Origin of the sequence: Streptomyces sp. NPDC102462, assembly GCF_044765425.1 — a bacterium.
Lineage (GTDB): Bacteria > Actinomycetota > Actinomycetes > Streptomycetales > Streptomycetaceae > Streptomyces.
On record NZ_JBIWKB010000071.1, the window covers coordinates 1 to 14,340 of the forward strand.

Annotated in this window: 12 protein-coding genes and 4 pseudogenes; 10 read left to right on the plus strand and 6 right to left on the minus strand. The window is 71.7% G+C overall.

Features of this window, described 5'->3' with window-relative positions; translation table 11 throughout:
• Positions 1–96: 96 nt before the first annotated feature.
• Positions 97–468: pseudogene (locus ACIRFL_RS37680) on the plus strand (alpha/beta hydrolase fold domain-containing protein); the annotation flags it as partial.
• Positions 469–498: 30 nt separating this feature from the next.
• Here ACIRFL_RS37680 and ACIRFL_RS37685 read toward each other — a convergent pair.
• Complete coding sequence (locus ACIRFL_RS37685) at positions 499–1,260, minus strand: DeoR/GlpR family DNA-binding transcription regulator (protein WP_404038372.1); 762 nt, start codon at positions 1,258–1,260, stop codon at positions 499–501.
• 78 nt (positions 1,261–1,338) lie between these two features.
• On the opposite strand from ACIRFL_RS37685, the gene ACIRFL_RS37690 reads away from it, so the two are divergent.
• The 7 genes and pseudogenes from ACIRFL_RS37690 to ACIRFL_RS37720 all read left to right on the plus strand — a co-directional run bounded on the left by ACIRFL_RS37690 (position 1,339) and on the right by ACIRFL_RS37720 (position 6,768).
• Positions 1,339–2,538, plus strand: coding sequence for an MFS transporter (locus tag ACIRFL_RS37690; protein WP_404038279.1), 1,200 nt, complete (start codon positions 1,339–1,341; stop codon positions 2,536–2,538).
• A gap of 225 nt (positions 2,539–2,763) precedes the next feature.
• Positions 2,764–2,922 (plus strand): annotated as a pseudogene (locus ACIRFL_RS37695) (polysaccharide biosynthesis protein); the annotation flags it as partial.
• A 118-nt stretch (positions 2,923–3,040) separates the two neighbouring features.
• A pseudogene (locus ACIRFL_RS37700) lies at positions 3,041–3,199 on the plus strand (alcohol dehydrogenase catalytic domain-containing protein); the annotation flags it as partial.
• A gap of 697 nt (positions 3,200–3,896) precedes the next feature.
• Positions 3,897–4,967 (plus strand): saccharopine dehydrogenase NADP-binding domain-containing protein, encoded by a 1,071-nt coding sequence (locus tag ACIRFL_RS37705; protein ID WP_404038282.1) that lies wholly within the window; start codon positions 3,897–3,899, stop codon positions 4,965–4,967.
• A gap of 97 nt (positions 4,968–5,064) precedes the next feature.
• Positions 5,065–5,745 (plus strand): annotated as a pseudogene (locus ACIRFL_RS37710) (IS481 family transposase); the annotation flags it as partial.
• Positions 5,746–5,862: 117 nt separating this feature from the next.
• Complete coding sequence (locus ACIRFL_RS37715) at positions 5,863–6,183, plus strand: hypothetical protein (protein WP_404038284.1); 321 nt, start codon at positions 5,863–5,865, stop codon at positions 6,181–6,183.
• A 312-nt stretch (positions 6,184–6,495) separates the two neighbouring features.
• Positions 6,496–6,768: a hypothetical protein gene (locus tag ACIRFL_RS37720; RefSeq protein WP_404038287.1), complete on the plus strand. Its 273-nt coding sequence runs from the start codon at positions 6,496–6,498 to the stop codon at positions 6,766–6,768.
• Positions 6,769–6,851: 83 nt separating this feature from the next.
• Here ACIRFL_RS37720 and ACIRFL_RS37725 read toward each other — a convergent pair whose 3' ends face one another.
• From ACIRFL_RS37725 to ACIRFL_RS37745, 5 genes are read right to left on the minus strand one after another with little or no spacing between them, the layout of a single operon-like run.
• Positions 6,852–7,919 carry an aldose 1-epimerase family protein gene (locus tag ACIRFL_RS37725; protein WP_404038290.1) on the minus strand — a complete coding sequence of 356 codons (1,068 nt, stop codon included), beginning with the start codon at positions 7,917–7,919 and terminating at the stop codon, positions 6,852–6,854.
• Entirely contained in the window at positions 7,916–8,662 is a 747-nt protein-coding gene (locus tag ACIRFL_RS37730) for an SDR family NAD(P)-dependent oxidoreductase (protein ID WP_404038293.1), read from the minus strand. The genes ACIRFL_RS37725 and ACIRFL_RS37730 overlap by 4 nt, the downstream gene beginning before the upstream one ends.
• Before the next feature lie 10 nt (positions 8,663–8,672).
• Positions 8,673–9,479 (minus strand): enoyl-CoA hydratase/isomerase family protein, encoded by an 807-nt coding sequence (locus tag ACIRFL_RS37735; RefSeq protein WP_404038296.1) that lies wholly within the window; start codon positions 9,477–9,479, stop codon positions 8,673–8,675.
• A complete protein-coding gene (locus ACIRFL_RS37740; protein ID WP_404038299.1) occupies positions 9,476–10,600 on the minus strand; it encodes a carbohydrate ABC transporter substrate-binding protein in 1,125 nt (374 codons plus the stop codon). The genes ACIRFL_RS37735 and ACIRFL_RS37740 overlap by 4 nt, the downstream gene beginning before the upstream one ends.
• The gene (locus tag ACIRFL_RS37745; protein ID WP_404038302.1) at positions 10,597–11,808 is read right to left on the minus strand and encodes a CaiB/BaiF CoA transferase family protein; all 1,212 of its coding nucleotides are present in this window, start codon (positions 11,806–11,808) and stop codon (positions 10,597–10,599) included. The genes ACIRFL_RS37740 and ACIRFL_RS37745 overlap by 4 nt, the downstream gene beginning before the upstream one ends.
• 264 nt (positions 11,809–12,072) lie before the next feature.
• Between ACIRFL_RS37745 and ACIRFL_RS37750 the strand changes: the two genes are divergently transcribed.
• Positions 12,073–13,245 carry a fumarylacetoacetate hydrolase family protein gene (locus ACIRFL_RS37750; RefSeq protein ID WP_404038304.1) on the plus strand — a complete coding sequence of 391 codons (1,173 nt, stop codon included), beginning with the start codon at positions 12,073–12,075 and terminating at the stop codon, positions 13,243–13,245.
• 20 nt (positions 13,246–13,265) lie between these two features.
• Positions 13,266–14,309 carry a LacI family DNA-binding transcriptional regulator gene (locus tag ACIRFL_RS37755; protein WP_404038307.1) on the plus strand — a complete coding sequence of 348 codons (1,044 nt, stop codon included), beginning with the start codon at positions 13,266–13,268 and terminating at the stop codon, positions 14,307–14,309.
• Positions 14,310–14,340: the final 31 nt, after the last annotated feature.

A 14,340-nucleotide genomic window follows, 5' to 3' on the forward strand; every position in this document is an offset into this window, starting at 1 on the left:
GAGATCCTCGCCAAGGTCCGACTCGTCCAGACCAGCGTGAAGAAACTCGTCAATAACAACTCGAAGTAACTCAATCAGGGTCACGAGACACTAGCCCGGACTACCGACTGCGTCGTTGTCTCGGTCGAATACCGTCTCGCGCCCGAGAACCCGTATCCCGCCGCGATCGACGACTGTTTCGCGGCTCTTTCCTGGATCGCTGAAAGCCGGCATGAGTTGCGCGTCGACCCGCGCCGCATCGCTCTTTACGGACCGAGTGCGGGTGGCTGCCTGGCAACGGCCACCGCATTGCTCGCCCGTGACCGCGGCGGCCCGGAGATCGCCTACCTGATGCTCATCTCTCCCATGCTGGACGATCGTTCGTCGACGCCCTCCAGCTTCGTCAACACCGGATTCGGCGCCGACCTGACGGTAAGAGTCCGGTCACGTCGGCTCAGCGCACTGCGCAGGGCTCTGTTCGTGCCTTGAGGGGCGCCGGAGCGTCGCCGGTGGCCGGGCTCAGACGATCCTGACGGTGGTGCCGCTGTTTTCGAGTGCGGTGGTCTCGTCGGCGGGTGCGGTGGTGTCGGTGACAAGGACGTCCACCAAGGTGGAGGGGCCGACGTAGGCGTGGGTGGTGCGGCCGAGTTTGCTGCCGTCGGCGGCGGCGATGATGCGACGTGCCGAGGTGATGACCGCCTTTTTCACCGCTGCTTCTTCGAGGTCGTAGGCGGTCATACCGTCGTCGGCGGTCAAGCCGCAGCAGCCCAGTACGGCGGTGTCGAATCGCAGCGCCGACAGGGAGGCGAGGGTGAGGGGCCCGGTGAGTGCACCCTCGCCGGCGCGGGGCCGGCCCCCGGGGACCAGGAGCGCGGTCGGTTCGGGCGCGCCACTGAGGACGTGAATCGCCTGCAGTGACAGGGGCATCACGGTGACGTGGCGTCCGCGCAGTGTGCGCGCGACTTCCAAACACGTTGTTCCACTGTCGAGCAGCACGGTCTCGCCGCTGGTGATGAGTGAGGCCACCTCCGCCGCGATCTGGCGCTTGGCATCGATGGCTTCGTGGGCGCGCAGCGCGAAGGGAGGTTCGTCTCCTCGCAGGAGGAGGGTGCGTGCGCCGCCGCGGAACCGTTCGAGGACGCCTTGCGCGGCCAAGTGATCCAGATCGCGACGAATGGTCATCTCCGAGGCGCCCGTCAGATCGGCGAGTTCGGTGACAGTGGCCGTGCCTGCCTCCTGGACGGCCTGCGTGATCAGTCGGTGACGTTCCACGGTGCTCATAGCGTGATTCAACACCACCCCCGACCGAACAGTGATGAGGTTCGAAGCTGGGTGTTTCGAACATAGCGGTTGTTCGTTATGGTGTCCCGCATGGAACGGGCACTGCATGCATCTCGCGTTGTGACATTTGTCTATTTCGTGCTCAATGGCACGTTGCTGGGCCTGTGGGTGGTGCAGATCCCCGCCATCGAGGCACGCGTGGGCATCAGCCACGCGGCCCTGGGCGGGTTCCTTGTGCTCCTGGGGGCAGGGGCCTTCGCCGGCATGCAGGTCGGCGGACGTCTGTCCGACCGGCTCGGCACACGCACCGTCGTTCCCCTGGCCGGAGTGCTGTGCAGCGTGACCCTGGTACTGCCCGGTCTCGCCCGAGAACCGTGGCTCCTCGGAGCGGCCCTGCTGCTCTTCGGATTCGGCAACGGCACCCTCGACGTCAGCATGAATGCGCATGCCGTGCAGGTGGAGAAGGCGTACGGGAGGCCTGTCATGTCGGCCTTTCATGCCACGTTCTCCGTCGGCGGTGTCCTGGCCGCGCTCGCCGGCGCCGCGGCCATAGGCATCGGATGGGGCCCGGCTGCGACACTGGGCACCGCCGCGGGTATCGGCGTCGTCATCGCCCTGGCGTCAGCTCGTGGTCTCCTGCCCGCCGAGTCGACCGCTCCCGCGGCCGGTGCCGCAGGTGAGCCCGTGGTGAGGAATCGCGCTGTTCCCGCCCGGATCTGGCTCCTGGCCGTCCTGGCTCTGCTGGTCATGCTGTGCGAGGGAGCCGCCAACGACTGGAGCGTCCTGCACCTCAAGACCGTGCTGGGCGCGCCGGAGAGCACCGCCGCCTTCGCCTACGGGACTTACGCGGCGACGATGACCACCGGCAGGTTCCTGGCGGACCGGGTATCCGCCCGATTCGGGCCGGTCGCCGTCCTGCGGTACGGCGCGGCTCTGGCCGCCGTCGGCATCACGGTCGTGGCCCTGTCGCCCTGGATCTGGGCAGCGCTGACCGGCTGGGCACTGTTCGGCCTGGGCCTGTCCGGATGCATTCCGCAACTGTTCAGCGCCGCCGGACACGCCGACCCCACGGCTGCGGGCACCAATGTCTCCCGGGTCGCCGGACTCGGCTACATCGGCATGCTCGCGGGCCCCGCGGTCATCGGCTGGATGACCCATCTCATGGCCCTCAACCACACCTTCCTGCTCCCCGCCCTGTTCTGCGCGACCGCGGCCGCAGCGGCCGGCATCCTGCGCCCCTCTCCAGACCGGCCACGCGTGGTCGAGCTGACCTCCTGACCGCCTGCGTGGCGCGCCCTGACCACGCGCCACGCAGGCTTCGTGCCCGGGATGCATCGCGAGCTGGAACAGGGCGGATCGGGGGCCAGGGGATCGCGGGTGCTCGGCCATGGGTGGCCTGATGGAGCTGTGGCCCAGGCTCCCGCACAAGTGCCTCCCCTCGGCTGCGACCCGGAAGCCGGATCGCGTGCAGGGCCGGGGGGTCGGGGTGAAGGCAGCCGAGCCGTGCGTGCCGGGTACGGCAGGGCCGCATGGCTGCGCACCGCGCTGCGCGGCCGGAGCGAGCGGCAGGCCCGGCACAACGGGACGGGCCGGCGGCAGACGGAGCGGCTGCCGACGTGGGCGGCACGGGTCCCGGACAGCGACCAGGAGGCGCGGGCGTGATGCGGGCTGCTTCGGGCGAGACGGCGGTCCCGAAGTTATGCGTTTGGAGGGCTTCGAGCCGGCTCGTCCCGGTTCCGGCGAGGTTCTGGTCTGCGTGCGGGCAGCCGCGGCCAATCCCATGGACTGGGGTATCCGGAGCGGCGCCATGAAGATGGTGACGGGGCGGAAGTTCCCGCGCGGACTGGGCTACGACTTCGCGGGCGTCGTCGAGGCGGTCGGCGACGGCGTCACCCGGCTCGCCGTCGGCGACGAAGTGCTCGGCGGGGCGTCGATCAAGGCGTCGGGAGCTTTCGCCGAGATGGTCCTGGCCGCGGAGAAAGGGGTGGTGAAGAAGCCCGCGAACCTCTCCTTCGAGGAGGCCGCTGCCATCCCGACCGTTGGCCTCACCGCCTTCCAGGCCGTGCTCCAGAAGGGAAAGCTGCAGCCCGGGCAGTCGGTCTTCATCAACGGCTGTCTCGGTGGAGTCGGCCGAGCCGGCGCTCAGATCGCGCTGGCGCACGGCGCCTCAGTGGGAGGCAGCTGCCGCGACACCGCCACACACGACGCGCGCGATCTCGGCCTCGACCCGATCGTCGCATTCGGCTTCGACCCGACGACGATCAGCGGCCGATTCGACCTCGTCGTCGACACTGCCGACACGCTCCCGACCGCCGCAGCGAAGAAGATGCTGAACCCCGGCGGACGCATCGTCAGCATCCACCCCACCCCCGCGAACATCGCGAAGAGCGCACTCCCGGGCCCGTACAACGTCTTGATCACCAGGCCCGTCACGGCGGACCTGGAGGAGGTCGCGCGCCGCTGGACGCGGCACACTGCGGGTGCCGATCGCCCGCACGGTGCCACTCACGGAAGCGATCGCGGCACTCACAGAGCTCGAGCGCAACGGCACGCCCAAGGGCGGCAAGCTCATCATCACGACCGACTGACCCTCACATCCGGCCGGCCCTCGCCCACCACTACAGGAGCTCCTTCGAATGACCGCACAGATCTGGGTGCTCGGCGGCACCGGGCGCAGCGGCCGCGCCATCGCAGCACAACTCGCCCGGCGCGGCGTGACAGCCGTCCTCGTCGGCCGGGACGTGCACCGACTGCACACCGCGGCACAGCAGACCGGCAGCGAAACACTGCCGGCCCCATCCCTTGCAGCCGCCGCCGCAGAAATCCGGCAGCAACGCCCCGCCGTGGTCATCAACACGGTCGGACCGTTCACCACAACGGCCCCTGAGATCATCGACGCCTGCCGCGCCGCCGGCAGCGACTACATCGACCTGGCGAACGATGTCGCGGCGCTCTCCGCCGCATACGAGATGCACGACGCAGCCACCCGGGCGGGCCACACTCTGGTCACCGGTGCCGGGTTCGGCGTGACCGCCACGGAGAGCGTCGTGGTGAAGCTGTGCGAGGGCCGACCCGCGCCGCTTCGGGTCCGTGTCGACATGGTGCCCTCGATCGCGATGGAGGAAGGCACCGCCGGTGAAGCCTTGATCGGCACCCTCTTGGGCAGCCTCCATGGACGTCGGATCACCGACGGCCGCCTGGTACCCGCCCGGATCTTCAGCGACGCTGTGCGCCTCACCCTGCCGGACGGCTCGCAGGTCACCACCGCGAGCATGCCGTCGGGCGAACTGCTCGCGGCCCACCGAGCCAGCGGGGCCCGCCATGTACTTTCGGCGACCAGCGAAGCCCCGTCCTCCCCCCTGCTCCGGGCGATGATGCCCGCCCTGAGCACGCTGATGCGATGGGAGCGGCTGCGCTCGTTCACCACACGCCACCTCGCCCGGGTACGCGTCAAAGCGAAGGAGCGCCCCCGCGAACACTCCTGGGGGCACGCCGTCGTGACCTGGACGGACGGCGAGACCCGAGAGGGCTGGCTGCGCCTGCGCGACGCGCAGGAGTACACCGGAGCAGTGCCCGCAGAGATCGCCCGACGCCTGCTGGCTGGTGAGGGCCGACCTGGCGCGTACACCCCGGCCGCCCTCTTCGGCCCCACCCTCGCCGAATCGTGCGGCGCCGCGTACCTGCTGCCCCGGGCCAGCCAACGGTGACCTGTCGCTGATCCTGCCCGATTCGCCGGCCTGTCGGTGGCTACCGCCGCTCCCCACCACCGCAGAGGCCGTTGTGTCCCACCCCCATGCCCGCCCGACCGTCCACCGCGTCCTGACCCGGCACAGCCTGAACCGTCTGCGGTGGATGGACCGACCCACCGGCCAGGTCATCCGCCGATACGAGCGATCACGACCTGGGGAACTGGTCCACGTCGACATCGAGAAGCTCGGCAACATCCCCGACGGCGGCGGGCATCGGATCATGCCCCGGCAGCAGGGCGGTGCCAACCGGCAAGCCACGACCAGCGCGCGCGAAGGCGGCAGTCCGGTGATGGGCTACAGCTTCATCCACACCGCCGTCGACGATCACTCCCGCCTCGCCCACAGCGAAGCCCTCACCGATGAACGCAAGGAGACCGCTGCAGAGTTCTGGCAGCGAGCCAGCGCCTTCTTCGGCGGGTACGGCATCACCGTCGAGCGAGTCCTCACTGACACAGGCTCCTGCTACAGATCCAGGCTGTTCGCGCTGACTCTGAAAGACGCCGACATCGTCCGCACGCGCACCCGGCCCTACCGCCCGCAAACGAACGGCAAGGTGGAGCGCCTGAACCGCACCCTGCTCGACGAATGGGCCTACGTGCGCCCGTATTCCAGCAACGCCGAGCGCACCGACGCCTAGGCGGAATTCATCCACACCTACAACCATCACCGCGGCCACACGGCGCTCAGTGGTCAGCCGCCCATCAGTCGTGTCAACAACCCTGCGGGTCAATACAGCTGGTGCGGGTGCCCCGGCAGTCACCTGGGACTCATCAGATTCCCGCTTCCGCAACCCACTGCGATGCCCCGGCGTCCCACTCCATGACGGACGGCCGCCGATCAACCGGGAGAGCACGTGGCGAAGAAGGACCAGACGACGGACGCGTCGGGGGAGAAGGACCGCGAAAAGTGGATGGCGCGTTTCCAGGTACGGCTGGCCATGCAGCCGGGCGTGGACCGAGCAGTCGTGCTCCAGGCGGTCAAGGATGTCACGGCGCACTGCGCGGACACGGGAGAGCACCCGCAGACCGCTTTCGGCGACCCGGACGCCTACGCCGTGCAGGCCGCCGCGCGGCTGGTGCCGGCGGACCGGGCGGCGCGCGCGAGGCGGCACAACGCCGTGGTGGATGCCTTCGACTCTGTGCTGAAGAGGGCCGGGGACGTCGCCGGCCTGTGACCGATCGAAGCGCCTTCCGCCATGGCCCGGCGCACGGGTTCAAACACACCTTCCACCCGCCGGGTCCGCTGGGCAGCTTGGGCGACCGGCGGAGCGCCGTGGCCGGTGACACCGGTCCTGCTGTGCTTGCTCCTGGTGGATGACCTCGCAGGTCACGCCGCGGCTCCGCCGAACACGCGGCGGCAGGCCTCGTCGTGCGGGACGCCGGCGTTCTCGCCGCGGGCCTGGCGGGCGCGTCGACCGGCACCACGGCGTCGGTGACATCGTCGAGTTCACGCAGCGTTTCGCCTCGACCTCCGCCGGTTCGACCCGGTGGCCCCGTCGGGCGCGCACGGCGATGCTGGGCACGGTGGCGGCCGCGATGGGCTGCCGAACGCCGCCGTCCGCGTCGCGATGGGCGCGCAGGCGTCGACCGCGTACCCGACGGGTCTGCTGACCGGGGCCGTCACCGACGCGGTGACGGCCCGGCGAGTCCAGTGGTGCGTCCTGGTCACGATGACGCTGCTGATCCTCGGCGCGGCCGCCGCCACGCAGCTGGAGCGCCTGCTGCCCGGCGCCGCCCCGCTGCCCCCGCGCCGCTGGTGACGGCCGCGCGGCTGACCGGGCCCGCGCGTAAGGAGGCCCGGCACAAGCCGTGACGCGCCGCGCCCGAGCCATGGATCCGGTGGTCAGCCCAGGTGGCCCACCCGGAACGTGGTCGTGTACTCCCGCTCCTCACCGGGGGACAGGAACGTCATGGACCCGTCCTCCCGGGCCGCGGCCTCGCCCTGCACATGGTGCGTGGACGGTTCGAAGCCGACCGCGTAGGCGCCCTCGCGCAGGTGCAGCCACTGGAAGAAGGACGGGAACTGGGCCGTGTCGAACTCCAACTCGAAGTAGACGCCAAGGCGTTCGTTGACCAGGCGGGGCCGGACCAGGCCCGCCGCGTCGGGCTCCAGTTCGTGCTCGTAGACCTGCTCGACGAAGCCCGGCAGCGGGGCGGGCATCTCGGTGTGCGACACGCCCTGCTCGGCGACGCTGCCGCTGCGCCACAGGGTGCGGTGCGGCGGCAACTCGTAGCGCGCGCCCTCGTCCAGGAAGGGCCAGCCGACGTTGACGTGGTACAGGTACATGTGCGGCGTCGGGTCGAAGCCGGCGTTGCGCACCCGGTCGATCAGGCGGATCTCGCTGCCGCCGAGGTCGGCCTCGATGCGGCGGGTGAGCCGCAGGTGCTCCCCGAAGATCGCGGCCTGGCGCACCTCGCCCTCCGCATAGAGCACGCAGCGACCGTCGTCCTGCCACCGCTCGCCGTACCCGGTGAGCCGGGCCGGCAGGTTGGCGACCCGCCCGTGGAGGGCGTGCACGGCCGTACGCCGCGGCGGATAGCGGTACTGCGAGGCGTCCACCTCGGCGCCGAAGAGCGTGTGGTCCAGGCCCGCGGTGAGCAGCAGCCCCGAGAAGCTGCGCATCATGGACAGGCCGTCGTCGTCGCGGTACTCGTGCAGTCCGGGGTGCCTGAAGCCCGTCGCCGAGCGCCAGCCGAAGCCCCGGCCCTCGAACTCGGCCCCGCCGAGGTCCATCGCCCGGTCCACGAGCACGTCGAAGGACAGTCCGGCACCGGTCCGGAACTCCAGCGTGCGGATGCCGCGTTCGGAGCCGTCGTCCAGGACGACGGACCGCACACCGCCCGCCGCGCTCAGGTCGCCCGCGCACCGGGCGAGGGACTGCCGGTCGTGAGAACGTCCGTACAGCTTCACGCCATCACCCACCCTCCGTTGACCTCGACGCACTGACCCGTGACGAACGAAGCGTCGGGGCCGGTCAGGAAGGACACCACCGAGGCCAGTTCCTCCGGCCGCCCGCGCCGCTTCAGGGCCTGGTGGTCGAGCACGTGGCGCCGGTAGGCCTCGGGGTCCTCGTGGATGTTCTCGGCCGCGGTCGGAAAGGCTCCGGGCGAGACGCAGTTGACGCGGATCTCGGCGGGACCCAGTTCCCGGGCGAGGGCGCGGGTCAGGGCGACGGCGGCACCCTTGGTGGAGATGTAGGCGGCCAGCGAGTCCCAGCCGCCGTGCAGGGTGATCGACGCGACGTTGACGATCGCCCCGCCGCCCCCGCCCGTCATGTGCCGCGCGGCGGCCTGGGCGGCGATCCAGTACGCACGCTGGTTGACCGCCACGACCTCCTCGTACTCGGCGAGCGGTACGTCGAGGAAGGCCCGGCTCGGATACACGGCCGCGTTGTTGACCAGCACGCGCAGCGCGCCCAGTTCGGTCACCGTCCGTCCGACGGCCTCCTCGATCGCCTGCGCGTCGCGCAGATCGGTGGTGAGCGCGAGCACGCGCGCGCCGGTCTTCTCCACCAGCGCGGCGGTGCTCTCCAGGGACTCGGTGTCGCGGTCGAGTACGGCGACGTCGTGTCCGTCGGCGGCCAGCCGGACGGCGGTGGCCCGGCCGAGGGCGCCGCCGGCACCGGTCACGAGTGCGGCTCGGGGTTGCTTCATGACGTTCCTCTCAGCGCTTGTGGAAGACGGGGCTGCGCTTCTCGGCGAACGCGCGGCGGCCCTCCGCGGCGTCCTCGGTGGCGAAGCAGATGGTCTGCAGGTCGCGCTCGTAGGCGAGCGCCTGGTCCTCGGGCAGGTTCCCGGCGGCGCGCAGGTTGATCTTCGCGGTCTCGGCCGCCACGGGGGCGCGGGAGGCGATCACGGCGGCGAGGGCGCGGGCCCGGTCGAGCAGCCCGGCGCGGGGCACGATCTCGCTCACCAGGTGCCAGTCCAATGCCCTTTTCGCGTCGATGCGTTCGCCGGTGAGCAGCATCAGCGCCGCGTTGCTCGGCCCGGCCGCGCGGCTGAGGAAGGCGGCCATGCCACCGCCTCCGATCCAGCCGAGCGTGATCTCCGGCGCCCCGAAGGACGCCGTGTCCGCGGCGAGCCGGATGTCGCAGGACAGCGCGGTCTCCAGTCCTCCGCCCAGTGCGTAGCCGCCGACCGCGGCGACGGTGGGAGTGCGGGCGGTGCGGATGGCGTCGCAGTAGTCGACGCGGTTGCGGAAGTCCCACGGGGTGGCGTACTGGTCGAGTGCGCCGATGTCCGAGCCGACGCTGAAGGAGCGCTCTCCGGCGCCGGTGACGACCACGGCCCGGACGTCGTCCGTGGTGTCGCACCACTCGATCGCCCGCACCAGCGCACGGGACATCTCGGGGGTGACGGCGTTGAGTTTGGCGGGCCGGTTCAGGGTCAGGGTGGCGACCCGGTCCGAGACGTCCAGCAGGACGTGCTCGGTGCCGAGTTCGGGCGGCTCAAGGGGGCCGGTGTCGGTCATGACTGTCGTTCCTTCGGGGTCCGGCTCGTCCGGTACAGGGTGCGCATCCGGGCGAGTGCTGCACGGTGGTCGGTCTCGCCGGCGAGCGCGGCGCGCACGGCGGCCGACGCGGCGGTCTGGAAGCCGATGTAGCCGGCGTGCCGGGGGCGCACCCAGGCCTGCTCGCAGGTGGCGGCGGTGCGTCGGTAGAAGTCGGCGGCGACGGTTTCGGGGGAGGTCCAGGCGGCGCGGGCGCTCGGCTGTCCGCTGTGCCGTGGCAGGAAGTCGCCCTGTGTCTTGGGGGACATCAGCCAGCGGACGTGGGCGAGGAGTTCGGGGGACGGCGTGCAGCGGGCGCTGAGCGCGATTCCCGTGCCGCCGAGCGTGGAGCCCGGGCGCCCGCCCGCCGTCATGCTGGGGGCGTCGGTGAAGGCCAGGCGGTCGGCGTAGGTGACGTAGCCGTACACCAGCGGGCAGTGTGCCAGCCGGTCCGTGGCGGCCATGAGTTCCAGCAACCCGATCGGGTTGAGTGTGCGGGTTTCGGGTGGGGCGAGGGCGTCGAGGGCGGCCATCAGGTCGAGGACCGCGAGCCCCGTGTCGTCGCCGATCAGCTCGTCGGGGTCGGTGGCCGGCTCCTCTCCCATGGCGACTGCGACGGAGGTGAAGGTGAGGAAGGCGTGCGGCCCGGCGAGGGACAGGGCCACGGGGGCCCGTTGGGCCAGGCCGCGGACCTCGTCCCAGCTGCGGGGCGCCGCGCCGACGAGGTCGGTCCGGGTGGCCGCGACCTGGGTGGCGGCGTCCAGCGGCAGCGCCCACTGACGGCCGTCCATGGCGTAGGACCGCATGGTGGGGCCGATGGAGTCGGCGCCCCAGCGGGCCAGTTCCTCCGGGGTGAACAGGTCGTCGAGCGGCCGCAGGCACCTGGTGCGCAGAGCCTCGCCGAGGTGGGGGTGGTCGAGGACGACGAGGTCGTAGCGGGCGCACAACTCGTCGATCGGGTGGGACTCGAAGCCCTCCAGCGGCTGTACGTCCCAGTGGATAAGGCCACCCGCGGATGCGGCCAGGGCGTCGTACCCGCGGGGGTGGTCCCACGTCAGTCCGGTGTACGCGGGCCCGGTGTGCGTCGGTCGGGTCTGCGTCATGAGGTCGTCTCCGCCACGGCGCCGGTGGCGAACAACTCCTCGATCTCGCCGTCCGCGAGGCCCGCTTCGGTCAGTACCTCACGGGTGTGCTCCCCGACGAGCGGGGCGCCGCGGTCGATGCGGGGCGGGGTGGCGGAGAACTTGTAGGGGAAGCCGGGCACGGTCACGCGGCCCTCGGTGGGATGGTCGTAGGTGACGAAGGTGCCGTTGTGGCGGATCTGCGGGTCCTGGACCAGGTCGGCGTAGCCGTAGACGGGGCCAGCCCAGATGCCGGCGGCGGCGAAGGCGTCGAGCCAGTGCCGCGAGGGCCGGGTCAGCAGCCGGGCGGCGGTTCGGGCGAAGATCTCGTCCCGGTGCGTCCAGCCGTGCTCCTCGTCCTCCATGGACAGGAAGGTGTCCTCGCCGAGGATCTCGCCGAGCTTCTTCAACGGGGGGAAGGCGAGGACGAGATAGCCGTCGGAGGTCTGGAAGGCGCCGTAGGGCGAGCGGATGTAGACGTGGGCGTGCGGCTCGGCGGAGCGGGTCTGGGGCAGCCCGCCGACGGTGTGGACCGAGAGTTCCTGCATCTGGAGGGTGGTGACGGCGTCGAGCATGTTCACCGTCACCAGCTGGCCCTCGCCGGTGCGTTCGCGGTGCAGCAGCGCGGCGAGCACACCCTCGAACGCGGTGGAGGCGGTGACGGCGTCGACGAGGTACTGGCCCGCCGCCCGCGGTGCCTCGCCCGAGCGGCCGCTGGACAGCATGGCCCCCGACATCGCCTGGAGCAGCAGGTCCTGGCCCGGGCGCTGGGCGTAGGGGCCGTCCTCGCCGTACCCGGAGATGGAGACGTAGACGAGGGAGGGGTTGATCGCGGCCAGGGAGGCGTAGTCGACGCCGAGCCGGTCGGCGACGCCTGGCCGGTAGTTCTGGAGGAAGACGTCGGCGCCCGCGACGAGGCGGCGCAGGACCTCCTTGCCCGCCGGGTCCTTGAGGTCGACGGCGAGGGATCTCTTGTTGCGGTTCAGGGAGAGGAAGGAGACGTTGATCCGGTTGCCCGCCGCTCCGCCGGCCGCGGCGTGGCGCTGCCACTCCCCGGTGACCGGTTCGACCTTGACGACGTCGGCGCCGAGGTCGCCGAGGCGCTGGGCGGCGAACGGGCCGGCCATGGCGATGGAACAGTCGAGGACCCGGTACCCGGCCAGGACGCCGGGTTTGTCGCGCGAGGTCATGGGGCTCCTTGGAGGCGGCGGGCGGCACCGGCGCGGACGGCGGCGCCGGTCGAGGCGGGAGGGGACCGGAGGAGAGGACGTGCGGGCTGTCGTGCGACGCCGCCGCGTCCGTGCGCGCGGCGATCACCGCCCAGACTCTGGTGTTAGCGCTATCGGCAGCGCTAACATGCACGCTAAGCGGGCGTCGCTCGCAGTGTCAACGCCCCTGCCCGGACCGCATCGCCCCCTCCTTGAGGAGGCCGGGGCAGCCACGAAAGGAACCCGATGAACCAGTGGCCGGACGCCGAGACCACCCTGCCCGCCGACGGCACCGCGGGCGCGCTCGTGGGCCGGGTCTGGCGCCCCGGCCTCGGGCCGTCCGTCGTGGCGGTCCGCGAGGACGGCCTGCACGACGTCACCCGGGCCTTCCCGACCGTGCGCGACCTGTGCGAGACGCCGGACCCCGCCGCACGCCTGCGTGCCGCCCGCGGCGAGCGGATCGCCGGACTCGACGAGGTACTGGCCAACACGCCCGTCGACGCCCGGGACCCACGCCGGCCGTGGCTGCTCGCGCCGGTGGACCTGCAGGCCGTGAAGGCCGCCGGAGTCACCTTCGTGGTCTCGATGCTGGAGCGGGTGATCGAGGAACGCGTCCGCGGTGACGCCGCCGGTGCCGCCGAGGCCCGGGAACGGATCCGCCGGCTCGTCGGCGACGACATCGCTTCCCTGCGGCCCGGCTCGGACGAGGCCGCCGCGCTCAAGGAGATCCTGGTCGCGCAGGGGGCGTGGAGCCAGTACCTGGAGGTCGGCATCGGCCCCGACGCCGAGATCTTCACCAAGGCGCCCGTGCTGGCCGCCGTGGGCAGCGGCGCCGACGCCGGGGTGCACGCCGGCTCGCGCTGGAACAACCCGGAGCCGGAGGTGGTGCTGGCCGTCTCCTCCACCGGGGCCGTGGTCGGCGCGACACTCGGCAACGACGTCAACCTCCGTGACGTGGAGGGCCGTTCCGCGCTGCTGCTGCCCCAGGCCAAGGACAACAACGCCTCGGCCGCCCTCGGCCCGTTCCTGCGGCTGTTCGAACCGGGCTTCCGCATCGACGACGTACGGCGGGCCACGGTGACCCTGACCGTCGAGGGCGCCGACGGGTACCGGCTGGACGCCGAGTCCTCGATGGCCGCCATCAGCCGCGACCCCCTGGACCTCGTGGCGCAGCTGCTGGGCCCGCACCACCAGTACCCCGACGGCGCCGTGCTCTACCTCGGCACGATGTTCGCGCCCGTGGAGGACCGCGACGCGCCCGGACAGGGGTTCACCCATCACGACGGCGACCTGGTCGCCATCGCCACGCCGAAGCTCGGCACGCTCGTCAACCGGATCCGGCCGAGCGACGCGTGCGTGCCGTGGACGTTCGGCATCGCGGATCTGATGCGGGCGCTGGTGGCGCGGGGAGCACTGTGACGCCCGATATCGTTTCCGGCGTGACCCAGCCGCCGTCCCGCCGTCCCCGCAAACGATCCGCGACCCGTTCGGTGACCCTGTCCGATGTCGCGGCGGCCGCCGGGGTGTCGGCCCAGACGGTCTCCCGGGTCGTCCGCGACCCCCTGTCGGTGTCCGACGAGACACGCGCGCGGGTCCAGGCGGCCCTCACGGCCACCGGCTACGTGCCCAACCTGGCCGCCAGCAACCTGGCGTCGAACCGCAGCCGCACCGTCGCCGCCCTGGTGCCGCAGATCAACGCGTCGGTCTTCGCCGACACCGTGCACGCCTTCTCCACGGCACTGGCGGCCCACGGCTACCAGATCTTCGTCGGCACCACCGACTACCGGCCCGAGCACGAGGAGGAGGTGCTGCGCAGCTTCCTGGGACGGCGGCCGGACGGACTGCTCATGGTGGGGACCCGCCACACCCCGGGCACGCTGACGCTGCTCGGGGCGGCCGGGGTGCCGGTCGTGGAGACCTGGGGCTGGTCCGAGGACCCGGTGGACCTGCTGGTCGGATTCTCCAACGCGGCGGCGGCAGCGGCGATGGTGGGCCACCTCGTCGAGCGCGGCCGGCGGCGGATCACCTTCGCCGGCCGGCACACCTCGGGCGACCCCCGGGCCGCGGAACGCCTCGACGGCTACACCGGCGCCGTCCGCGACCTGCTGGGCAGCGAACCGCGCACCGTGGACGCCGGTCCCGAGCCGGTCACCATGGACACCGGTGTCGCCCTGCTGGACCTGGCACTGGAGCGCCACCCGGACTCCGACGCCGTGATGTTCTCCAGCGACGTCTTCGCCGCCGGCGCCCTCCAGGCCTGCGTACGGCGCGGCATCGACGTGCCGGGCACGCTCGCCCTGGCCGGCTTCGGCGACTTCGAACTCGCCCGGCACCTGGTCCCGGCGCTGACCACGGTCGCCGTACCCAGCGCGCGGATCGGGGAGTTGAGCGCCGAGCTGCTGCTCACGCGGATGCGCGGCGCCCCGGTCGACGTCCCGCACCGGGACGTCGGGTACCGGGTCGTCGCGCGCGAGAGCACCTGACACGCGGGGAGTGCCGGGCCGGCGCGGGCTA

Bases quoted from the DNA above. Each gene is read 5' to 3' on its own strand.
- ACIRFL_RS37740 (WP_404038299.1), bottom strand. From the start codon at position 10,600: ATGACGCAGACCCGACCGACGCACACCGGGCCCGCGTACACCGGACTG.
- ACIRFL_RS37705 (WP_404038282.1), top strand. From the start codon at position 3,897: ATGACCGCACAGATCTGGGTGCTCGGCGGCACCGGGCGCAGCGGCCGC.
- ACIRFL_RS37745 (WP_404038302.1), bottom strand. From the start codon at position 11,808: ATGACCTCGCGCGACAAACCCGGCGTCCTGGCCGGGTACCGGGTCCTC.
- ACIRFL_RS37735 (WP_404038296.1), bottom strand. From the start codon at position 9,479: ATGACCGACACCGGCCCCCTTGAGCCGCCCGAACTCGGCACCGAGCAC.
- ACIRFL_RS37730 (WP_404038293.1), bottom strand. From the start codon at position 8,662: ATGAAGCAACCCCGAGCCGCACTCGTGACCGGTGCCGGCGGCGCCCTC.
- ACIRFL_RS37690 (WP_404038279.1), top strand. From the start codon at position 1,339: ATGGTGTCCCGCATGGAACGGGCACTGCATGCATCTCGCGTTGTGACA.
- ACIRFL_RS37685 (WP_404038372.1), bottom strand. From the start codon at position 1,260: ATGAGCACCGTGGAACGTCACCGACTGATCACGCAGGCCGTCCAGGAG.
- ACIRFL_RS37750 (WP_404038304.1), top strand. From the start codon at position 12,073: ATGAACCAGTGGCCGGACGCCGAGACCACCCTGCCCGCCGACGGCACC.